This window comes from Streptomyces sp. NBC_01176 (genome assembly GCF_045039825.1).
Taxonomy (GTDB): Bacteria; Actinomycetota; Actinomycetes; order Streptomycetales; family Streptomycetaceae; genus Streptomyces.
In genome coordinates this window covers 5,361,742-5,383,709 of record NZ_CP108600.1, presented here as the reverse complement: position 1 = coordinate 5,383,709, position 21,968 = coordinate 5,361,742, and the positions used below count along the sequence as shown (strand labels likewise).

The following is a 21,968-nucleotide window of genomic DNA, read 5'->3' as shown; positions in this document are numbered from 1 at the left end:
TTAACCCCTGGGAGCGGCCAGTGTCTCCTTCGGATTCCGTGCTTTTCCACGGCCTCTGACCAGCGGATAGCAGCCCAGACCGATCATCACGGAGAGGAAATGTCCGCATTGGGTGAGGGTGGGGGTGCCGAGGACCGGCACCCCGTAGAAGACCAGGACCGCCGCCAGATACGGATACCGCCAGGGCGCCGGGATCCGGTACGTGAGCACGGCGATCACTCCCGCCAGCGAGTAACTCACCCCGATGTCGAGGGTGTTCACGGAGGACTCCGGTGCGATGCCGCGCCGTACCGACTCCAGCAGCGCCCCCTCGCTGGCCAGCGTCGCCAGCACGTGCGAGGCCACGCACACGGTCAGCCAGCGCAGGGTGCCGAGCCAGCGCTCCGCCTGCGCGTGGAACACCGTGAAGAGAAAGGCGTACGGGAACCAGTAGCCGCCGTCGATCCACATCGCGCTGGAGACCATCACCCGCAGCGGGTCGTTCGACAGCTCGTGGATGTTGGTGGACCGCTGCCGCAGGAAGTCCTCCTCGAAGTCCGGCGACATGTGGTGCAGGGCCACGGTGGTGAAGAAGAGGACGCCCAGCCATATGTAGGTGCCGGGAGCGGCGCGTAGGTAGCTCCCCACGGAGCGCAGCATCCGGTCAACGCGCATGGGCCACCGCCCCTTCGCGCGTAGGGTCGGCCGGGTGATCGACGTTCCGGACGCCCTGGCCGCCTCCCAGCACCGGTACAACGGAGCGGCGGGCCGTGCCTTCGTCGCCGCGCTCCCGCGGCGGGCGGCCCACTTCCTGGACCGCTGGGAACTGCGCCCCGACGGCCCCTCGATGCACGGCGTGACGGCGCTGGTGCTGCCGGTGCGCCGGGCCGACGACACCCCGGCCGTGCTGAAGCTCCAGTTCCTCGACGAGGAGAGCGCGGGTGAGCCGCTCGCGCTGCGCACCTGGGCCGGCGGCGGCGCCGTACGGCTTCTCGACCACGACAGGGACACCTGCACCCTGCTGCTCGAACGGCTCGACCACACCCGTATGTTGACGCACCTCGCCGACACGCGCGAGGCCGCCCTCGTCATCGCGCGGCTGCTGGTCCGGCTGACGGCCGTGGCGGCGCCGGAGGGCGTGCGGCGGCTCGGGGACGTCGCGGCGGACATGCTGGAGCGGGTACCGGGTGCCCTTCGGCGGATTCCGGACCCGTCCGACCGGCGGCTCGTCGAGGACTGTGCCGCGGCGCTGCGCGAGGTGGTGACCGAGCCGGGCGACCGTCTCCTCCACTGGGACCTCCACTACGACAATGTCCTGCGCGGCCTCCACCACGACGACGAACATGACGACAACCGCGACGACAACCACACCGACCACGCCGACCACGCCGACGACCGTGCCGCCGGGCGCGCGCCCTGGGTCGTCATCGACCCCAAGCCGCTCGCGGGCGACCCCGGGTTCGAACTCTGTCCCGCGCTGCGCAACCGCTTCGAGCCCGGCGAGATCCGCTGGCGCTTCGACGCGATGACCGACGTCATGGGTCTGGAGCGCGCGCGGGCCCGCGCCTGGACCCTCGGCCGTGTCCTACAGAACACTCTGTGGGAGATCGAGGACGGCCGCCCGCTGGAACCCGTTCAGCTGGAGATCGCCCGCCGGTTGCGGGAGGTCACGTAGTCCGCGTGTCCGCCATTCGAGTCACGGGCGCGGCGACGCGGCCGGCACCGGAAGTGCCCCGGCCGAGCCCGCCCCGCGACTCACTCCGCATCCGCGGGAGCGAGGGCGCGGCCCAGTTCCAGCGGGTCGGCGCGCCCGTCCAGGGCGGTGTGCAGGGCCATCGCCAGCTCCGGGTGGGTCAGCAGGCCCTCGCCGGCCCGGTCCCCGGCGGCCCGCGCCGCCAGTCCGAGTCCCACCCAGGCATCGGGGTCGCCGCCGCGGGCCGCCCGTGCGTGGAACGCGTCAAGGGCCTCCGGTGTACGGCCCTCCACCAGGGCGACGTCCGCGCCGACCGCGCCCGTGACCACGGCACCCGGGTCGTCCCGCAGTGCCACGAAGCCCGCCGGGTCGGCCAGCAGCCACCGCAGCAGCACCGCCCGTGTGTCGAACCCGCGGAGCGGTCTGCCGTACGGGCTGCCGTACGGGCTGCCGGGGACGGGTGCCGTGTCCGGAGCCGGGGGCAGCGGTGCACCGCGGGACCAGTCCGCCGCGTACGCGCGGACGGTGTCCGCCGCCGGCCGCAGATGGTGGGCGCGCCAGCTCGCCCGGTGGTCCGCGACCGCGAGGGCGGCCGCGGTCCTGGCCCGCACGTCGACCGGTTCGTCCAGCCAGGGTTCGACGCGCCGCGTCAGCTCGGCCACCAGTCGCCGCCCCAGCTCGTTGAGCCCGTCCGCCGAGCCGATCGCGCGCAGCGCGTGCGCCGTCTGGCAGCGCCACAGCGCGAACTCGAACTGCCCGAGCACATGGACGCGCCGCCGCCAGAACGCGGTGACCCCGAAGAAGGCGTACACGCCCTGGAGCAGGCCGCCCAGCGGTCGTGGATCGTCGCGCCAGGGGGCGTAGTGCAGCCGCTCGTCACGGTCGTCGTACAGGGTGAACAGGTGCATGAACGCGCTGAGTTTGTTGTGCTGGAACTCGTGCACCAGTGTCGAGGCGAACTGCTCGGCGTCGTCCGGCGCCGAGGCCAGTGCGCCGCCGAAGGCCTCGCCCGACGACGCGCTGTGCGGCCGGAACCGCTCGGCGCGCGGACGGGGCACCACCGACACCAGCCCGCCCGCCAGCGCCCGGGCGCCCTCGGTGTCGGTGCGCCGGAGGATGTCCCAGGCCGGGGCGAACAGTTCCTGCCACTCGCGGGCCGAGGCGACGGGTTCGACCCGGCCCGGTCTCCGCAGGTCGCGGTAGGGGTCGGTGTCGTCGAGGAGCAGGGTGCAGCCGGCCGCGCGCAGCTCCGTCAGGGCGTGCCAGTCCGGTCCCTCCAGCGGGCGCCCGGCGATCCGTACGCGTCCGGCGGTGGCGGAGACCTCGGCCACGTCCCAGTCCGCCGGGCCGGGTACCCGCATCGCCCCGAGCGCGGGCAGGACCGCCCATCCGTGCCGGACCGGGATCTCGGCACGGAACTCCAGGCCGGCCCGGATCGCCGCGGCCGCCGCGATGGCGTGGAGGTGTCCGGTGTCCGCCCAGAGGGGCGCGTCGTCCTGGGCGGTCCCCCGCAGCCGGCGCAGCGTGTGGGACGCCCAGACGCCGACCGCCGGATATCCCAGCAGTTCCTCCACCGCCTCCCGCGCCTGCTCGGACACGGTCCAGGCGCGGGACAGCAGCCGCCAGCCCTCCGTCGGAGGAGGCAGCGGGCCGGAAGATGCCGTCGCCGCCGAGTCCAGCAGGGCCCGTACGACGAGCAGCCGCCAGCTCCGCTCGCTCCTGCGCAGCAGGTCCACCGTCGCGGGGCCGCCCCCGCCGCCCAGCAGTTCGTCGAACGACTGCGGTGACAGGACGTGGGGTCGGGCCGTCTGCTGCATGGGGGAGCCTGTTCGTTGCTGCTGGCGAGGGGGCGGCGACGCTTTCGGGCGGTCGCTGCGGCCGTCAGTCCTCGCGCTGCGGGTTGTAGCCGCCGAGGCTGCTGGCGGGGTCGTCGATGCGGCTGAGCAGCCGGCGCATGGAGCCCGACGCGGACGGCAGGTCCAGCTGTGGCCAGGCGTCCAGCGGAACGTCGCTGAGGTCGATCAGCTCGGACTCGACTCCGGACTTCTCCATGGCGGCGCCCCTGTGACGGTGAAGGTGTGCGGTCAAGGTCGGTGATGCAACGTCTATGCGACGCCTGCGATCAATGCCCTATCTATCACTGAAATATGGCTTTCTCAGTGATTTGAGGCTGCTTGAGTGACCCTAGTGCATCGGAGAGGTCACACAGAGCCACATCGCGCAATCGACCCGGATCGGGTGACGCCCCCCGGACCGAGTGACGCGTGGGCGCCGAGGGTAGGGAGCCGGTGTGATTGAACTCGCTGAACTGATCGAGGAGTTGCGCAGGGAACTGACCGCGGCCCGGACGGCGGCGGAGGGGGAGGATCTGTACTTCGAGGTGGGTCCGGTGGAGCTGGAGGCGGCCGTGGTCGTGGAGCGGTCCGCGACGGCGGGCGGGAAGATCCGCTTCTGGGTGGTGGAGGCCGGCGCGGACGGGCGCGTGGCCGACAGCGTCACGCACCGGGTGAAGCTGACGCTCGATCCGCGCACCCACAGCGGCGGCGGACGGGCGCCATGGGTGGGCGGGGCCGAGGCCGACCGGGAGCGCTGAGCCGTGCCGGGGCAGGAGCCGCGCCACGGACTGGATCCGGTCCGGGTGGCGGAGGTGATGGTGCGACCGGCGGGCCGGGGTCCCGGGCGGCGCGGTTCCGGGTACCGGGTCGGGCTCCGCTGGGTGCTCACCGCCGCGCACGTGGTCCGCGACGCCGAGGCGGGAGCCGCGGGCGTACGGTTCGAGGCCGACCGCGCCGCGGAGTGGACGGCGCCCGCACGGGTGCTGCTGGCCTCCGACAAGGCGGACGTGGCGCTCCTGGAGATCACCGGGTCCGTACCGCAGGGCGTGCACGCGGCCGCGACCGGATCCCCCTCGTACGGGACGTTGCCCGACACGGACGTCGTCCTGCCGTGCGGCGCGATGGGCTTTCCGCGCTTCAAGCTGCGCGAGGACCGGATGCGGCTGCTCGACGACGGTTCGGCCTCCCAGTACCGCGACTCCTGCCACGCCACGGGCATGACCTCGGTGCTGTCCAACCGCCGCGAGGGCACCCTCGAACTCGCGGTCACCCCACCGGAGTCGGACACCGAACCGGACCGCTCCCCCTGGGAGGGCATGTCGGGCGCGGCCGTCTGGCACGACGGCACACTCGTCGGCCTGGTCAGCGCCCACCACCGCGCGGACGGCCTCGGCCGGCTGGCCGCGGTGCGCGTGGACCGCTGGTACGAGCTGCTGACCGGGGCCGAACTGGCTGTGCTGCACGAGTGCGCCGGCCTCCCCGCCTCGGCACCCGGGCTGGTCCGGTTCTCGCCCGAGAGGAGCACCGCGGCGGTCCCGGTCACCCTGGCGAACCTGCCGGACGACCTTCCACTGCGCGAACTCGCGGGCCTCGCCGAGGCGTTGACCACGCTGCCCACGGTCAGCGACCGCACCACCCTGGCCCTGGTCCTGGGCAGCATCGACCCGGTCGTCGCGGCGATGAGTCCCAGGGCGCCCGCACTGCGCCCCGATGTGTTCGGGATCCTGCGGACCTGTCTGCGCTACCCGGGGACCCTGGATCAACTCCTCGAAGCGATACGGTTGATGGAGGGCGACTCCGCAGGGGTGGCCCGCATGGACCAAGAGGCGGTGGAGTTGTCCCGGCGCCACCGTCGAGCCGATGGGCGCCGCTGACCTGATATCGCGCCGCCCCGCAGGTGCGGGGTTTCATCCCCCGTACGGCGGGCCATTATCAGGAGGATGTGAGCAGCCCGCATCCACAAATGCAGCCGGGGGGAAGGGGTTTGGCCGTCATGGAGCCGTCTGTGGCCGCCGTCGAGTCCAGCCTGGTCGATCTCGCGGGGGTATCCCTTGAAACGCTGCGCTCCATTGACCGCCGGGTTCTCGCCGCGTCGCTGGAGGAGCTGCAACAGCGCATCGACCTGCCGCAGGCCAGTGTCAGCGACTTCAACCCCGCGGAGCGTTTCGACTGACGACGCCAGGGCCGCCCATGCGTGCTGACCCGTCCCCGCCCCATCATCACCTGCCCTCCGCCGCGCTGGCCGAGTTGGCCCGTGGCGAAGGCGGTCCGGCCACCGTGGACCTCCTGCTCGAAGCCGAACGCAGCCGCCGTCTGCTGTTGCTGCGGATGCTCGACGACGCCATGGGCCCCGGTCCCGCCTGGGACCTCCTCAGCGAGGCGCAGCGACGTGCGCCGTCCGTCGTCGACGAACTGCTGATGTATCCGCAGACGGGAATGTGGCTGGCCACCGCGTTGCGTCGGCTGCGCGGGTCGGTCCCGCAGGACGAACCGCCGCTGTGGGTGGTGCTCGGCCATTTCTCGGCGCTCGCCGCCGTGGCGGCGCTACGCGCGGAGCTGGACTTCGGCATCGAGGTCCCGGTTCGGCACGGCCGGGTGCCGCTGCCGACGCTCGGCTGCGCGGTACTGCCGGCGACCGAGCCGTGGACGACGGCCACCGTGCGCGCCCAGGGCGGACGCGCGATGGTGGAGGGGGCCGGCGTCACGATCGGCGTACCGTCTGCGCCCGGGTCGGCCGGACCAGGGTGGCATGACATGCGCAGGCTCGCGGTCGGCCCCGCCGGGCGACAGCTCGACGTGGCACTGGACGACCTGGACCCGTATCGCACGTATCCGCAGCCGACCGAGCCGCGCCCGCTGCCCGAGGAGGCGGTGACGCAGTGGCGGCAGGAGCTGGAGCGGGCCTGGGGGGTGCTGCTGCGGGAACTGCCCGGGACCGCCGAGGCCATGCGGCGGGGAGTGTTCTCGCTGACTCCGACCCCGGCGAGGGAAAGGTTTCGGCCGCGCAGCGTGACGTCCGGGGACGCCTTCGGCGGCATCGAGGCCTCGGAACCCGACGACGCCGTTCAGCTCGCGGTCACACTCGTGCACGAGTTCCAGCACACCAAACTGGGCGGCCTCCTGCACCTGACACCTCTGCTGACCGACGGTGCCGACGCGGGTACGGAGCTGTGGTACGCGCCCTGGCGCGACGACCCCCGGCCTCTCGACGGGCTGCTCCAGGGCGTCTACGCGTTCATGGGGATAGCCCGCTTCTGGCGCGCCCACCGGGAGAACGCCGACGCCCACGAGGCCATCGCGCACTTCGAGTTCGCACTGTGGCGGACCCATGTGGCCACGGCGCTGGACCAGTTCGACGGCCATCCGCGCCGCACGCCGCTCGGTGCCGCCCTGCTGGACACCCTGCGCGACCACTGCGCGCAGTGGCTCCGGGAACCGGTTCCCGAGGAGCAACTGGCCCTGGCCCGGCTGTGCGCCGCCGACCATGTCGCCCGCTGGCGGGTCCACCACCTGCGGCCCCCCGCCCCCGCGGTGGAGGCGACCGTACGCGCCTGGCTGGCGGGGGCGGCCGGACCGCCCGCGGCCCTGGCGACCGAGCCCGAGCTCGTCCCCGACCCGTCCGCACGCTGGCTGGACAGCATGGCCATGCTCGCCCGCCACCACCTCAGCACCGCCCCGGGCGAACATCCGCCGTCCGAAGACCCCGAGAAGGCCGCGGCCCACGTCACCGGGGCCCTGCCCGGCGACGCACTGCTGGCGGCGGGAGATCCCACGGCGGCCCAGCACGCCTACGCGGCCCACCTGGCCGTCGAACCCGAGCGGGCCGGCGCCTGGGCGGGCCTCGGCCACGCCCTGAAGGCGACGGGCACGGAACCCGCGGCGGCCCACCTGCTCTGCCACTGGCCCGAGCGGGCACGGGCGGTCCACCGAGCCGTGGCACGCGCCACCGGTACCGCACCGGACCCCGTCCGCCTGGCCGCCTGGCTCGCCTCACCCTCGGGTTCGCGGTAGCCGGCGGCGGTCACGCGGCCTTGGCCCTCACCTCACAACGGCATCGGGTCGATGTCACAGTTGGCCCGCTTCATCGCCCGGGTCTGCAGCGTCGCCGGGTGCGGCGTGGGTTCGGCGGAGTGCAGCCGGGGCCCGTCGAGGACCCGCTCCATCCGCTCCAGCGTGGCCGCGTGCAGGGCCGCGGCCTCCGTTTCCTGTCCGACGGTGCCGAGGTCGAGGGAGAGGTTGGCCGCGCACACCAAGGTGGTGGGGTGGTCCTCGCCCAGTCGCTCCCGGCACAGCTCCAGTGTCTTCTCGCCGAGTTGGCGGGCCTCGGCCGACCGTCCCTGCGCGCTCAGATCGCTCGCCAGGTTGATGGCGCAGGCCAGCGCGATCGGATGGCTCGCCCCGAGGCGCTCGGTCAGCGACGCCAGCGCCGTCTCGTCCAGCTGCTGGGCCTCCTGCGCCCGGCCCAGCAACCGCAGCGTCACGGCCAGGTCGATATCGGCCGCCAGGACGTGCGGGTGGTCGGGCTGGAACAGCCTGCGGTAGCGCTCACGCGCCTTCTCCCCGCGGTCACGGGCCGCCTCCAGCTCACCGTTGTGCCGCAGCGCCACCGACAGCGCGAGGGACGCGGTCAGGGACTCGGGGTGCGTGTCCCCGTACCGACGGGTGAACTGGTCGAACGCCTCGCGTGCCAGTTCCAGCGCGGTGACCGGGTCGCCCTCCTTGCGGCATGCCTCACCGAGCTGGCGCACGGTACCCAGGGTCGAGGGGTTGCCCGCCCCGAAGACCGCGCGGAAACCGTCGACGACCGCCTGCTGCAGGGACCGGGCGCCGACGTAGTCGCCGGTCTCGCGCACGTCGACGGCGATGCTCGCCTCGGTGATCAGCGACTGCTGGTGGTCACGTCCGAACAGCCGCGCCTTCAGGGCGTGCGTGTGCTGGTCCAGTTCCAGCGCGCGCCGGAACTCTCCGACCAGCCGTAGACTCACGCCCAGGTTGTGGGCCCTGTCCAGGGTGGTGGGATCGTCCTCGCCGAAGGCACGGCGGGCCCGGTCGTAGGCGGCCTCGTCCAGTTCGGCCCCGGCGGCGAAGTCCCCCTGGACCCGTCGCACGGCGGCTTCCAGGTTCAGGGTCTCCAGCGCGTCCTCACGGGTGTCCTCCCGGTCCGCGGGCGCGGTGCGGGCATAGACGTCCTTGAGCTGGGCCACGAGCTGCGAGGCATCGTCGTAACGACCCACCTTGAGATAGACGAAGCTCAGCCACCATGCCATCAGCCGCGTCTGCTGGTCCTCCTCGCCGAACAGCTCCCGCCAGGTCTGCCAGGCCTGCTCCATGAACTCGCGCGCGACCTTGTGGTCCCCCCAGTACCAGAGGTACTTGGCGACGTTCATCACGAGCTCGCGCACCCACGGCTGGTCGGACTCGACGGCGCCCGACGCGATGACGTGACCGTAGAGCTCGGCGTAGCGCGGCCAGTTCGCCGACTGGTTGGGTCCCTTGGGGTCGGAGGCGGCCAGAAGGGTGTGGGCCCCGTTACGCATGCGGTTCTGTTCCTCGGGGGTCATGCGGTTGATCAGCACGGCCTGGACCAAGCGGTGCATCTCGATCGAGTTGGTCCGGTGGTCGATGCGGGCGAGGGAGTAGCGGTTGATCTCCCGAATGGCGCGGGCGAGCCGCATCGGGTCGTTGAGAGCCCGGTCGAGTTCGGGGTCGATGCTGGAACCGCCGAGGCCGGAGAAGATCGAACGGGAGATGGGGTCCGGCGCGAAGTAGGAGCACAGCTGGAGCAGGCGCAGGGCGGCGAGGCTGCGCGTCTCCAGGTGGTCAAGGGAGACGTTCCACGCGGCCGCCACCGGGAGCTGGTAGTCCGGGGGCGGGGACACCTCGAGGAGTTCGCTGCGCTTGTCCTCGAACAGGCGCAGGTACTCGGAGACCGGCATCCCGGTCTCGGCGCGCCAGGCGGCGGCCTGCTCGAGCGCGAGCGGGAGGTCTCCGAGGGCATCGGCGAGGCGATCCGCCTCGGCGTCGTCGAGGTCCCCCGGCGAACCCGAGCGGCGCAGCAGCTCCTTGCTCTCCTCGCGGGTGAAGACGTCGACCTCCAGGGAGGGGCCGACGACACTCCAGCGCCGGTTGCGGGAGGTGACGAGGATGGTGCCGCTGCCGCCGGTGGGGAAGTAGTCGCGGACGCGTTCCGGGCTGTCGGCGTTGTCGAAGATCAGCAGCCAGCGGGAGTACGGCCGGCCCTCGCGCAGTGCCTCGCGCACCGCGGGACCCGCGATATTGGCCTCGGCGCTGGTGCCCAGGCCCAGCCGCTGGGCAAGCTCCACCAGTGCCTGGCCGATCTGTCCCGGGCGCTCGGCGGGGATCCACCAGACGACGTCGTACTCGGACTGGTGCCGGTAGGCGTACTCGATCGCCATCTGGGTCTTGCCGACACCGCCCATGCCGTGGATGGCCTCGGGAAGCACGGTGGTCGTGCCTTCCTGAAGGCGCTCTCGCAGTCGTTCCAGAAGGTCCACGCGGCCGGTGAAGTTCGGATTGCGCGGGGGGATGTTCCCCCAGATGCGCGGCTGCGTCGAGCGCGCGCTCTCCACCGTCGGCTGCTGCGTGGTCGCCATGGTCGTGGCTCCTTCTGAAGTTGTCTCGGGCCCCCTCGGGGCGTGTGCGGCATCCCGGCGGGCCCGGGTGGCGGGGGCCTGGTCCCGCGTATGGGTACGTGCGTCCTTGCCCAGGTTGACGGTGTTCTGCCGGTCGTACGCGCGCAGAACCTGCGCGAGACGCTCGGCCCGGGGCAGGAAACGTCCGGACAGGGCGCGCAGCGCGGTCAGTTCGACGCGCAGGAACGCCACGTTGCGTGGGGTCACGGGCGGCACGCCGGTCGCCTCGACGGGTTCGTCCGGGGCGGGCAGGACCGGCTCGGAGCCCTCCGGGGCGGTCGCCATCAGCACCCGTACGTCGTGCAGCACCCGGACGGTGTCCCGGCGGCGGGCCAACGCCAATAACTCCTGGCGGATGTTCGGACCGAAGGCGAAGACCATCTCGGCCGTGCGCTCGGCCTCCGCGCCCGCCGGCCGCACCAGGCCGCTCATCAGCAGCTCGGTGAGGTGGGCGGGGCCGGCACCCGGCACCGAGGCCGTCAGGGCGCTCATCACGGACAGCGTCAGCGGAGCCGCCGCGAGACGGGTGGCCAGGGCGAACGCGGTGGGCGACGCGGCGGCCCGGAACTCCGAGACCCGCTCCCACGGCGGCACCGCGCTGGCGGGGTCGGGAACGTCGTCGACCCACGGGACGGCACGGGCGGCATCGGGCCGCCGCTTCCAGTCCCGGGCCCGGACGCCCGACATCTCCACCCAGTCACCGGCCCTGGCCGCCACCAGGTCGGCCCAGTCGGAGAGCGAGTGGTCGGTCCGCTCCAGGACGGGGACCGGCACCACGCCGGAACGCGCCGCCGGATCGTCGTCCACGGGTTCGAGCGGGGAGGTGCGCAGCTCCCACCGCAGGGAGTCGTTCGGCGCCCAGGGACGCCCGGACTTCAGTCGCATGCGATGCACGTCGAGGCCGGTGCGGAACCAGAGCCGTTGCGGCAACAGGTGGAGCACCGCGAGAGGTTCGGAACGGCCGAGTTCCCTCAGCAGCGGCAGTACCGCGTCCGACCGCCAGCCCGCCGCCAGACCGTCGGTCAGCACCAGCACCACCCGGTGTTCACCCACGGGCGGGGGAAGGTGCTCCAGCCGGATCCGGCCCGGCTCGGTGTCGTCGGAGCCCAGCAGCCGTAAGCGCGTGACCGGGCCGGACGACTCCTGGGCGGCGAGCTCCTCGGTCAGCCGGTCGACCGTCTCGTCCCAGACCCGCATGGTCACGTAGTCGTCCACGACGAGCAGGACGGACGCACGGTCCGCGGACCCGGCCCGCTCCAGTCCCCGCAGAGCATGCGCCACCGCGCACGGTGACGCGTCGCCAGAAGCCCGTCCCGCTGGTGGTCGTGGGCCGTCGTCACGCTGCATAAGCGCCCTCAGAGCGTCCGGTCATGCCCGACGACGGAGGGAGCACCGAGGAGGAGTCCCGCAGTCCGCGGGCATGCGTGACATCCACGTGCCAAGCCTGGCAGTGGTCTGCGTGCGGTGCAAGACGGCAGGCCACAGGGGGCGGCAGGACCGACGGAAACTCAATCACCGGGCGGTACCCACCCGTTCGGCGGTACCGGCCCCCTGTGGACAGCCGGTGAGTCTGTCTCGGCACCAGCGTGGCACTCGGCGATGGCGCATGCAAGACCACGGGGTACCCGCCTCCGCGCGCCGGTCGGAGGCCCGTTCCTGGCCGCGGGGGCATGACGCCCTACACCGGTCCGGGTGGGCTCGGCTTGCGCTCGGGGTCGTCGAGCAGAATGGCCAGATGGCGACCGACGTGCCCGTCCCAGGCCGCGGGGCCGAGGGCCAGCGCCTCCCTGCGCCACTCCCCGACCCGTTCCGCCAGACTGCCCAGCCCCCGGTCCTGCAGGATCTCGCCGATGGCGTCCTTGAACTTCGGGTCCGCGCAGTCGCTGCGGTGCCAGATCATCGCGGGCACCCCGGCCCGCAGCCCGGCCAGGACCTCACGGCGGCCGGTGCCCGAGTCGTCGCCCGGCGGCTGGCTGAGCACCAGGCACACCGCGTGCTGGTCCTCCTTCAGCTCGCGCTCCAGGTGGAAGAAGTACGCCCCGTCCCGCTCCGGACTGCTCCAGTGCGGATGGCTGTCCGCCGGGCGCTCCCGCAGTTGCCGCCACTTGTTGTGCCAGGGCCGGTGCCAGGCGGCACGCTGTAACCGCTCGATGCTGCGCACCACCACCGGATAGTCCAGGACCAGCGGGGTCGGGGACCCGGAACCGGACTCCTTCGACCACCACTCCACCGGCTCGTTGAGCAGTTCCCACGGCAGTATGAACTCGAGGATCACCGGCTGCCGCAGGTCGGCCCACTTCTCCTCGGCCTCCTCGATCAGCCGCTCCACCGCGCCCGGGAGCTCCTCCCGGCCCAGATGGGCGGTCTCGCCGCGCACGGGGTGCCAGCCCTCGGAGTCGGACTGACGCCAGTGCGACAGGTAGTAGTGGTCCGCCTCGATCCGGTCCGGCTCGAACTGGATCATGAGATAGGCGGGGACGAGGGACGGCGCGGGATGCGGGAAGTCCGCCTGCTGCCGTTCCGCCAGCACGTTCTCCACTCCCAGGGCGGCGGCCTGGCCGCGGTTGAAGCGGCGCAGCACCTCCGCGGCCTCGGCCTGGCCGTCCTCCACCAGCCGGTCGGCCGACAGCGCGAGGAAGGCCATGCTGGGCGGGAGCTCACCGGCCGGGGAGTTCTCCCCCGCCAGCCGCAGGAAGACCTGCCATCCCGTACGGCACCACGCGGGCAGCTCCTGCACCCGGGAGCGGCTGGAGCGGCGCGCCATGACCGCCAGATCCGAGGAGCCCATCGACAGCAGGACCGGGCGCAGATGGCCGAGATCCGCGTTGTTGAAGAAGTCGACGGCCTCCCACTCGTCCACGAGCGGCCACAGTTCCACGACCGTCGCCGACTGCTGCTCCACGTACTCCAGCGACCGCACCAGGCAGGCCAGGCCGTCACCGACGGCGGTGCACGCCTTCACCACCTGCAGCAGCCAGGGCCGCAGCCGGTCCCCGCCGAAGGGTTCCACGGGCGAGGCCAGTTCATCGGCCAGCATCTCCCGCCAGATCTCACGGCTGCCGGCCTGGCTCACCGTCGCCGAGTTCTGCAGCGCGTCCACGATGGACACGATGAGCTCGTTGCGGACCCGATCCGGACTGCGCCCTTTCACCCCGTATACCTCCACACAGCTGGCGCGGCTCCCTGATGGTGCCCAACAGGGTAAGGCCGCGCCACGGGGCATGGCAGCGAAAGCACGGGCATCGGTGCTGGATGTGGGTGCCGTATGCTCGCGCGTCCCGGAGCGGACCGGAAAGCACCGCGCCGTTCGAGGCGTACGGGGCGTACGGGGCGTACGGGAAGTACTGCATGCGGTGCGAGCACCTGCGGGTTCATGCGGGTCGTTGCCGCAACGCCCTTGGGTTCGCGTGGTGTTGGGGACCCGTCGGACGGGCCGCGGCCCACTCGGAAGCGGTGCCGGCGCGCTTCACCGGAGGACCGTTCCGGGGCGCGAGCGAAAGAAGTGCCGGGCGGGTTGTCCGGCGAGCCGGGGCTCACGGCCACGGGCGGCTCGTGCCTCCGGGCGAGGGTGGAGCGAGCGCCTCCTCGGTGAGGACCGACGCGGGGGAAGGAACCGCGGACGGCGGGTCGCCGCCCAGGACCGCTCGTGGCGATCCGGAGCCGAGACCCGCGTGTCCGTGCGCTGCCCGGGACGTCGTCAGACCGTCGGGGCTATGCCGTTGTTCGGCACCTCGGACAGCGCCCTCTTGATGGTGACCTTCGCGAAGTAGCCGGCGCCGAAGAAGATGCACTGGACGACGTACCAGAACTTCTCGGCACCGGTCATCTCGACCAGCCCGTACTCGCTCAGCGCCTTCTTCACCGGGACCTTCTGGAAGTAGGCGGCACCGAAGTAGATGCAGCCCAGGACGTACCAGAACTTCTCCCACGAGGTGTTGGTGCCCTGACCGAGGTACTGCCGTTCCGCCATGACGTGCTCTGCCTTCCGATGACCATGTGGTGCCGGGGGACACGCCGATCCGGGCCCCTGCGAGCAGCCTCGGGGCAGCGGTCGGCCATGGGCGCCGACGTCTGCTGGCATGCTCGGGCTCAAGATGAGATGGCGTGGGTGATGCGCACTTGGTCACGGTGTCGGCCGTCATGAACGGCCGGCGGCCCCCCCGGACGCGCAAGCCGCAGTGTATAGGCAAGATCCATCGATCTTGCCTCTCTCCCGGGTGAAGTTAGTGCAACTGTTCGGTTTCGAAAGGTGCGCGCTTCCGGAAGGCCGGGCGGCGGTCGCCGCGCTGGTCGGCCCGGCCCCGCCGGGGGCGCACACGGCGCGGGACCGGTGCGCTCACAGATCGCGGTGACGGCGGACGTCTGCGCCCACGTGAGTGACGGCGGCCGGAGAGAGGCCATGGGCCGGTGGTCCGTGGAGCCCCCTGTCGGATTCGAACCGACGACCTTCGCTTTACAAGAGCGGCGCTCTGACCAGCTGAGCTAAGGAGGCCTGCACGCGCGCGTGCGGCGTGCCTGCCGCGTGCGTGCCCGTGCAGTGTACCCACGTCACCGTGGGCCCCTGTCGAAAATTTCCGCGAAGTTCACAGGGCTGCGGGTACTGACAGAGCACGTGAACGGGAGGTACCGTCCAGAACCAGTTCACTCTTGTGGACTACACCACCGCGAAGCTTCGCGGTGGTCACCACCTTTACAACGGATCGTCCGGCACGTTCCTGCCGGTGAAGGGGGCCCCTCACCATGGCCACTGTCTCGTTCGACAAGGCGACCCGGATCTACCCGGGTTCCGAGAAGCCCGCCGTCGATGCCCTGGAGATCGACATCGAGGACGGCGAGTTCCTCGTCCTCGTCGGTCCCTCCGGCTGCGGCAAGTCCACCTCGCTCCGCATGCTCGCGGGGCTCGAGGACGTGAACGCCGGCGCCATCCGCATCGGTGACCGCGACGTCACGCACCTGCCGCCCAAGGACCGGGACATCGCCATGGTGTTCCAGAACTACGCGCTGTACCCGCACATGACCGTCGCCGACAACATGGGCTTCGCGCTCAAGATCGCCGGCGTCAACAAGGCCGAGATCCGCCAGAAGGTCGAGGACGCGGCGAAGATCCTCGACCTCACCGAGTACCTCGGCCGCAAGCCGAAGGCCCTCTCCGGCGGTCAGCGCCAGCGTGTCGCGATGGGCCGCGCGATCGTGCGTGAGCCCCAGGTCTTCCTCATGGACGAGCCGCTGTCGAACCTCGACGCCAAGCTCCGCGTCTCCACCCGTACGCAGATCGCCTCGCTGCAGCGCCGCCTCGGCATCACCACGGTGTACGTCACCCACGACCAGGTCGAGGCCATGACCATGGGCGACCGGGTCGCCGTGCTCAAGGACGGTCTGCTCCAGCAGGTCGACTCGCCGCGCAACATGTACGACCGCCCCGCGAACCTCTTCGTCGCCGGGTTCATCGGCTCCCCGGCCATGAACCTCGTCGAGGTCCCGATCACGGACGGCGGCGTGAAGTTCGGCAACTCCGTCGTGCCGGTCAACCGTGAGGCCCTGAAGGCCGCCGCGGACAAGGGCGACCGCACCGTCACGGTCGGTGTCCGTCCCGAGCACTTCGACATCGTCGAGCACAACGGCGAAGCCGCCAAGTCGCTGACGAAGGACACCGAGGACGCCCCGGCCGGCCTCGCCGTCTCGGTGAACGTCGTCGAGGAGCTCGGCGCCGACGGTTACGTCTACGGCAGCGCCAAGGTCGACGACACCCTCACCGACCTGGTCGTCCGCGTCAGCGGCCGCGCCGTCCCGGACAAGGGCGCCACGCTGCACGTCGTGCCGCGGCCGGGCGAGACCCACGTGTTCTCGACCTCCACGGGCGAGCGCCTCTCCGACTGAGGCAACCCGGACGGCTCCGACACCCCCGGAGCGGGTGAATTCACCCAAGTTGACGAGGAGGGCCCCGCAGCCTGCTGCGGGGCCCTCCTCGTTGTCGACAAATACCCCGGCAAGCCGGTCATTTCGATACGTGTACGTCAACGCGCTACCCGGAAACCATCACTTCCTCATCCCCCGAACCGGTGACTAAATGTCGCCAAATCATCACCCCGCGCTACCCTCACTCGCGTGAAGCACTCCACCACTAACCAACGGACCCGGCGTGGCCGTGGCCCCGCCCGCCGGATCGGCCGCACCCTCGCCCTCGTTCTGCCTGTCGTCCTGGTGCTCTCCGGGACCCTCGCGGTCACCCGAGTCAACTGGTCGGGGAACTCCTCGGAGTCGGTGCTCACCGCCTCCTCCTCGGACGTCTCCTCGCGCGCCGTCTCCCGGGCCCCGCAGGACGTCCTGCGCGACCGGCTCCTGCTGGAACTCCAGGAGAAGGACCCGGGAACCGCCCTCACCCACCTCCAGGAGGCGGTGAACGGCCGCCCGTCGCTGGCGAAGCACTGCGTCTCCATCGCCCGCGCCCTCGGCCGCGCCGCGGTCCGCGCGTACGGCCCGACGCGCGCCCAGGCGTTCGCCCGCCCGGTCTGCGACACGTCCTTCGCATCGGGGGTCGCGGCCACGCATCTCTGAACCCGGGGACCTCGTCCGAGGCCGGAAAGGCCCCTTCCCGCCCGCCAGGTAACAGCTGCTTAAGGGAACGGTTGCCGACAGAAGCCACCAGCGGGGCGCCACGTACAGTTCGGGCATGACCGATCCGAACGCCGCGTCGCGCCCCGTTCAAGCCGTTGTCCTGGCCGGTGGTCAGGGCTCCCGACTGCGCCCCTACACCGACGACCGGCCCAAGCCGATGGTCGAGATCCCCGGCACCGGGACACCGATCATCGGCCATCAGCTGACCTGGCTCGCCGAAGAGGGCGTGACCGACGTCGTCGTCTCCTGCGGCCACCTCGCCGAAGTCCTCCAGGAGTGGCTGGACGCGGCCCACCTTCCGGTCAATGTCATAACGGTCGTGGAGAAGGAGCCCCTGGGCCGGGGCGGCGGCCTCAAGTACGCCGCCGCGCACCTCCCCTACCCGGACCGGCCCTGGTACGCGACCAACGGCGACATCTGGACCCGTTTCTCGCTGCGCGACATGGCGGACTTCCACACCGAGCGCGACGCCGTCGCCACCCTCGCCCTCGCCCGCCCCCGCATCCCGTGGGGCGCCGTCGAGACGGACGACTTCGGTCGTGTGACGGACTTCATCGAGTCACCGCCGACCACCTACGAGATCAACGCGGGCGTCTACGTCTTCTCCGCCGAGTTCGCCGGCCTGCTCCCCGAGCGCGGCGACCACGAGCGCACCACGTTCCCGCACCTGGCCCGCGAACGCCGCCTGGCGGGCTTCTCCCTCCCGCAGGGCGCCTACTGGCGCGCCATCGACACCGCGAAGGACCTCACGGAGGCCGCCAAGGAGCTCGCCGCGCTCGGGCGCTGAACAGCCCCACGGCACACGACGGGGCCCCGCACATCGGATGTGCGGGGCCCCGTCGTCGTACCGTCCGGGAACCTACCCGAGCAGGCCGCCGACCAGCTTGTCGGAGCCGCCGGTCGTCCCGCCGCCGGAGCTCGAACCGCCGGACGTCCCGCCCGTACCGGCGCCCGTGGAGCCACCGCTGCCGCTGCCACCGCCGCTGCCGCCGGTGGACGTCGGACCCGCGCTCGTGCTGGGGGCCTGATGCACCGGCGCGGAGTGCTGCGGCGGCGCCTGACCGCCGCCCTGCGTCCGGCTGGGGCCGCTGCTGACCGTGCCGCCCGTCCCGCGGGTGGCGCCCGGCGTGGCGGCCGGGCCCGACGGCGACGAGGAGCCGCCGTGGGTGGGCGCCTTGGCGGAGGCCGACGGGGTGCTGGTCCCGCGCTGGGGGGTGCCGGGCTCCTGGGGAAGCGGGGAGCCGGGCAGCTCGTTGCGCGGAGCCTCGCCCGGTCCCGGCACGACCACCCGGTCGGCGTCACGCACGGCGCCGCCCAGCAGCGAGCCGACCAGCAGCGTGAGCCCGATGACGACGGCCGAGACCAGCGCGCCGCGGCGCAGCACACGCGCCCGCAGATCCCAGATCTCGGCGCGCGGCCCGAGGGTGCGCCAGGCCTCGGCCGCCAGACGTCCGTCCACCGAGTAGACGGGGGCGCCCGCGATGATCAGCGGGGACCAGGCGGCGAGGTAGATGATGTCCGGCGCGTCGTACGCGGGGACGGTCTTCCAGCTGACGGTGACGATGAGCGCGGCCGACAGCATCGCGCCGACCACCGCGGCGACCCGCTGCCACAGGCCGAGCACCGTGAGCACGCCTACGATGACCTGGAAGAAGGCGATGACGAGCCCGGAGCCGACCGGGTGCTGGAGCGCGAACTGCCGCAGCGGCTCGGCGACTTCCCAGGGATGCAGCGTGTTCAGCCACTTCACCATGGAGCCGCGCTTGCCGCCGTCGAAGTAGACGGGATCGCACAGCTTGCCCATGCCGGCGTAGATGGAGATGAACCCGAGGAAGACGCGGAGCGGAAGCAGCACCACGCCGAGGTTCATCCTGCGGCCGGGGTAGTACCCCTGCCGCACCGAGTCCGTGGCCTGCCGTCTGACCGGCGGTTCGGCCGCCTCGTCCTCGTAGCCGTAGGCGTAGGCGTCGTCACCCTCGTCGCCCGCGAACTCCCCGCCCCCGTAGCGCGGTTCGTCGTACGCGCTGTCGACGCTGCGCATGTTCGGCAGCAGCCGGCCCTCGCCGGCGAGGGAGGATCCTGCGGTCCGGCCGGAGTCGAACCCGGGCGAGGAGCTGGTGCGCTGGCTGCCGACGAGCGGCGTCTCGACCGTCTCCACGGTCATGTCGCCCTCGTAGCCGTGGTGTTCGTCGTACCGCGGGATGACCTGCGTCGCGCCGACGTCGCCCACCGGGGCTGCCCCGCCGTGACCGACGCTCGTGCTCCGCACGGCCTGGAGCAGACGGTGCGCGCCGGTGTCGTCGGGCGCGGACTTCCCGCTCCAGACGACGGGCGCGCGGCGACGGGTACCGGCGGCGCCCTGGCCGGCCGCGCCCGCTCTGCCCGCCGGACCGCCGGCGGGCATCCGCGCGGAGGCGCCGCCGACGCTCAAGTGCCGTGCGACGCGCGAGGATTGGGGTCGCGACGCAGCGCCCAGCTGCACGCGGAAGCTCGCATGATTGACGATGACCTGCGCCGGATCGCTCGGCACCTTCACCATGCTCAGCGCGGGAGCGTCGTCGAATCCCGACGAGCGGTCCCCCGTGGGTGTGCGGGGTGTTCTGGTGTCCACACTCATCTAACCGAGTGACGTGTGTTTAGGACACTGCTTTGACCTCGCCGATCTGTCCGGACCGCGTCAAGGCCGTCCGGACCGCCTCGATCACCCCACGGGGGTGACAGCGCGCACGCCTGTTCAGGCGCGTCGCCGAGCCGCCTCGTACAGGACAACTCCCGCCGCCACACCGGCGTTCAGCGACTCCGCGCCGCCCGGCATCGGAATCCGCACCCGGAAGTCGCAGGTCTCCCCGACGAGCCGGGACAGCCCCTTGCCCTCACTGCCGACGACGATGACGACGGGGCCGCCGAGGGCCTCCAGGTCACCGACCTCGACCTCGCCGTCCGCGGCGAGCCCGACGACGACGAGCCCGGCCTTCTTGTACGACTCCAGGGCGCGCGTCAGGTTGGCGGCGCGGGCGACGGGCGTACGGGCGGCGGCGCCGGCCGAGGTCTTCCAGGCACCGGCGGTCATCCCGGCCGCGCGCCGCTCGGGCACGACGACACCGTGGCCGCCGAAGGCGGAGGTGGAGCGGACGACGGCGCCCAGGTTCCGCGGGTCGGTCACACCGTCGAGCGCGACGATCAGCGGGTCCTGGCCCTCGTCGTACGCGGCGGCGGCGAGGTCCTCGGGGTGCGCGTACTCGTACGGCGGGACCTGCAGGACCAGACCCTGGTGGTTGAGCCCGTTGGTCATGCGGTCCAGCTCGGGACGCGGAGCCTCCATGAGGTGGATGCCGCCGCGTTCGCCCGCCAGCTGGAGGGCCTCCCGCACCCGCTCGTCGTTGTCGATGAACTGCTGCACGTACAGCATCGTCGCCGGCACGCCCTCGCGCAGCGCCTCGACCACGGGGTTGCGCCCGACCACCATCTCGGACGTGCCCTTGCCGCCACGCCCGCGCGGCGCGGGACGGCGGGCGGTCTGCTTCGCCTTGACGTTGGCGATGCGGTTCTTCTTGTGTCCCTTGCGCATCTCGGCGGGCGGGGTCGGGCCCTTGCCCTCCAGGCCCCGGCGTCGCTGGCCGCCACTGCCGACCTGCGCGCCCTTCTTGCCGGACATGCGGCGGTTGTTAGCGGCCATGACCTACCTGTTCTGTGTGAGGTGTGCAGACGCTTCGCGTGCACGTTCGTCTATGCAGTGTGCCGCCCGGAGAGCCGGGCGGCACACTCGATCAAGGAACACTCAGCGCGGGCCGAGTGTCCACCGGGGTCCCTGCGGGCCGTCCTCGATGACGAGACCCGACTGGTTGAGCTGGTCACGGATGGCGTCCGCGGTGGCCCAGTCCTTGCGGCCCCGCGCCGCCTCGCGCTGCTGGAGCACCAGGCGTACGAGGGTGTCGACGACCCCGTGCAGGTCCTCGCCGCGGTCGCCCTCGCCGGCCCACGCCGGGTCCAGCGGGTCGAGACCGAGGACCCCGAGCATGGCCCGGACCTCGGCGAGCCGTGCCACGGCGGCTTCCTTGTCGTCGGCGGCCAGGGCGGAATTGCCCTGCCGCACGGTGGTGTGCACGACGGCGAGCGCCTGGGGCACGCCCAGATCGTCGTCCATGGCCTCGGCGAACGCGGGCGGCACCTCGGCGACGGGCTCGACGACGCCCCCCGCCATCTCCGTCACCCGCTGCACGAAGCCCTCGATCCGCGCGAACGCCGACTCGGCCTCACGCAGCGCCTCTTCGCTGTACTCGATCATCGAGCGGTAGTGCGGGGTGCCGAGGTAGTAGCGCAGCACGATGGGGCGCCACTGCTTGACCATCTCGCTCACCAGCACGGAGTTGCCCAGGGACTTGGACATCTTCTCGCCGCTCATGGTGACCCACGCGTTGTGCACCCAGTACTTCGCGAACTCGTCCCCGAAGGCCTTGGCCTGCGCGATCTCGTTCTCGTGGTGCGGGAAGATCAGATCCAGCCCGCCGCCGTGGATGTCGAACGCGCTGCCCAGGTACTTGTGCGCCATCGCACTGCACTCCAGGTGCCAGCCGGGCCTGCCGCGCCCCCACGGCGTCTCCCAGGTGGGCTCACCGGGCTTGGCGGCCTTCCACATGGCGAAGTCGCGCGGGTCCCGCTTGCCGGTCTCGCCGACGCCGGACGGCTGCTGGAGGTTGTCCAGCTCCTGGTTGGACAGCTGCAGATAGCCCGGGAAGGACCGCACGTCGAAGTAGACGTTGCCGTCGGCCTCGTACGCGTGACCGCGCTCGATGAGGCCGCGCATCATCTCGACCATCTCGGTCACGTGCCCGGTCGCCCGCGGCTCGTAGCTGGGCGGAAGGCAGCCCAGCACGTCGTAGCCGTCGTTGAAGGCGCGCTCGTTCTCGTACCCGATCGACCACCAAGGGCGGCCCTGCTCGGCCGACTTGGTGATGATCTTGTCGTCGATGTCGGTCACGTTCCGGATGAACGTGACGTCGTATCCGCGGTACTCGAACCAGCGGCGCATGATGTCGAAGTTGAGACCCGAGCGGATGTGCCCGATGTGCGGGGCGGCCTGCACGGTGGCGCCACAGAGGTAGATCGAGACACAACCCGGCTTGAGCGGGGAGAAGTCACGGATCTGCCGGGCGCTGGTGTCGTACAGGCGAATGGTCACGCCTCCAGGGTAGT

General features: G+C 71.9%; 17 protein-coding genes and 1 tRNA gene. 8 read left to right on the top strand and 10 right to left on the bottom strand.

All coding sequences use genetic code 11. The features are described 5' to 3' along the window. Entirely contained in the window at positions 1 to 654 is a 654-nt protein-coding gene (locus OG199_RS23255; RefSeq protein ID WP_356804302.1) for a rhomboid-like protein, read from the bottom strand. Here OG199_RS23255 and OG199_RS23250 point away from each other — a divergent pair. After that, on the top strand, positions 653 to 1,654 hold the full coding sequence (locus OG199_RS23250) for an aminoglycoside phosphotransferase family protein (RefSeq protein ID WP_405831079.1): 1,002 nt from the start codon (positions 653 to 655) through the stop codon (positions 1,652 to 1,654). The two genes, OG199_RS23255 and OG199_RS23250, sit on opposite strands and share 2 nt — an antisense overlap. Before the next feature lie 80 nt (positions 1,655 to 1,734). Here OG199_RS23250 and OG199_RS23245 read toward each other — a convergent pair whose 3' ends face one another. Further along, a complete protein-coding gene (locus OG199_RS23245) occupies positions 1,735 to 3,489 on the bottom strand; it encodes an HEXXH motif domain-containing protein (protein WP_405831077.1) in 1,755 nt (584 codons plus the stop codon). A 64-nt stretch (positions 3,490 to 3,553) separates the two neighbouring features. Next, complete coding sequence (locus OG199_RS23240) at positions 3,554 to 3,724, bottom strand: hypothetical protein (protein WP_356804307.1); 171 nt, start codon at positions 3,722 to 3,724, stop codon at positions 3,554 to 3,556. 238 nt (positions 3,725 to 3,962) lie between these two features. Here OG199_RS23240 and OG199_RS23235 point away from each other — a divergent pair, with 238 nt between their 5' ends. The 4 genes from OG199_RS23235 to OG199_RS23220 all read left to right on the top strand — a co-directional run bounded on the left by OG199_RS23235 (position 3,963) and on the right by OG199_RS23220 (position 7,518). After that, complete coding sequence (locus OG199_RS23235) at positions 3,963 to 4,265, top strand: trypco2 family protein (RefSeq protein WP_266699979.1); 303 nt, start codon at positions 3,963 to 3,965, stop codon at positions 4,263 to 4,265. A gap of 3 nt (positions 4,266 to 4,268) precedes the next feature. Further along, the gene (locus tag OG199_RS23230) at positions 4,269 to 5,381 is read left to right on the top strand and encodes an effector-associated domain 2-containing protein (protein WP_405831075.1); all 1,113 of its coding nucleotides are present in this window, start codon (positions 4,269 to 4,271) and stop codon (positions 5,379 to 5,381) included. A gap of 131 nt (positions 5,382 to 5,512) precedes the next feature. Then, entirely contained in the window at positions 5,513 to 5,680 is a 168-nt protein-coding gene (locus OG199_RS23225) for a hypothetical protein (RefSeq protein ID WP_159055260.1), read from the top strand. A gap of 17 nt (positions 5,681 to 5,697) precedes the next feature. Continuing rightward, positions 5,698 to 7,518, top strand: a complete 1,821-nt coding sequence (locus tag OG199_RS23220) for an aKG-HExxH-type peptide beta-hydroxylase (protein WP_405831073.1) — start codon at positions 5,698 to 5,700, stop codon at positions 7,516 to 7,518. Between the two features lie 32 nt (positions 7,519 to 7,550). Here OG199_RS23220 and fxsT read toward each other — a convergent pair whose 3' ends face one another. The 4 genes from fxsT to OG199_RS23200 form a co-directional block, all read right to left on the bottom strand. Then, positions 7,551 to 11,441: an FxSxx-COOH system tetratricopeptide repeat protein gene (fxsT, locus tag OG199_RS23215; RefSeq protein WP_405831071.1), complete on the bottom strand. Its 3,891-nt coding sequence runs from the start codon at positions 11,439 to 11,441 to the stop codon at positions 7,551 to 7,553. 397 nt (positions 11,442 to 11,838) lie between these two features. Next, positions 11,839 to 13,269, bottom strand: coding sequence for an effector-associated domain 2-containing protein (locus OG199_RS23210; protein WP_405831070.1), 1,431 nt, complete (start codon positions 13,267 to 13,269; stop codon positions 11,839 to 11,841). Positions 13,270 to 13,857: 588 nt separating this feature from the next. Continuing rightward, positions 13,858 to 14,130 carry a hypothetical protein gene (locus OG199_RS23205; RefSeq protein ID WP_356804313.1) on the bottom strand — a complete coding sequence of 91 codons (273 nt, stop codon included), beginning with the start codon at positions 14,128 to 14,130 and terminating at the stop codon, positions 13,858 to 13,860. A 445-nt stretch (positions 14,131 to 14,575) separates the two neighbouring features. Next, positions 14,576 to 14,652, bottom strand: a tRNA-Thr gene (locus OG199_RS23200). A gap of 248 nt (positions 14,653 to 14,900) precedes the next feature. On the opposite strand from OG199_RS23200, the gene OG199_RS23195 reads away from it, so the two are divergent. From OG199_RS23195 to OG199_RS23185, 3 genes are all read left to right on the top strand, one after another. Continuing rightward, positions 14,901 to 16,037 carry an ABC transporter ATP-binding protein gene (locus OG199_RS23195; RefSeq protein ID WP_266699986.1) on the top strand — a complete coding sequence of 379 codons (1,137 nt, stop codon included), beginning with the start codon at positions 14,901 to 14,903 and terminating at the stop codon, positions 16,035 to 16,037. Positions 16,038 to 16,265: 228 nt separating this feature from the next. Further along, positions 16,266 to 16,715, top strand: coding sequence for a hypothetical protein (locus OG199_RS23190; RefSeq protein ID WP_266699987.1), 450 nt, complete (start codon positions 16,266 to 16,268; stop codon positions 16,713 to 16,715). Between the two features lie 115 nt (positions 16,716 to 16,830). Continuing rightward, entirely contained in the window at positions 16,831 to 17,562 is a 732-nt protein-coding gene (locus tag OG199_RS23185; protein ID WP_266699988.1) for a nucleotidyltransferase family protein, read from the top strand. Positions 17,563 to 17,634: 72 nt separating this feature from the next. Here the strand turns inward: OG199_RS23185 and OG199_RS23180 are convergent, their stop codons facing one another. The 3 genes from OG199_RS23180 to cysS form a co-directional block, all read right to left on the bottom strand. Then, positions 17,635 to 19,386, bottom strand: a complete 1,752-nt coding sequence (locus OG199_RS23180; RefSeq protein ID WP_401800870.1) for a DoxX family membrane protein — start codon at positions 19,384 to 19,386, stop codon at positions 17,635 to 17,637. A 123-nt stretch (positions 19,387 to 19,509) separates the two neighbouring features. Then, a complete protein-coding gene (rlmB, locus tag OG199_RS23175; RefSeq protein WP_266699989.1) occupies positions 19,510 to 20,451 on the bottom strand; it encodes a 23S rRNA (guanosine(2251)-2'-O)-methyltransferase RlmB in 942 nt (313 codons plus the stop codon). 102 nt (positions 20,452 to 20,553) lie between these two features. Then, on the bottom strand, positions 20,554 to 21,954 hold the full coding sequence (gene cysS, locus OG199_RS23170; RefSeq protein WP_356809179.1) for a cysteine--tRNA ligase: 1,401 nt from the start codon (positions 21,952 to 21,954) through the stop codon (positions 20,554 to 20,556). Between the last annotated feature and the right edge of the window lie 14 nt (positions 21,955 to 21,968).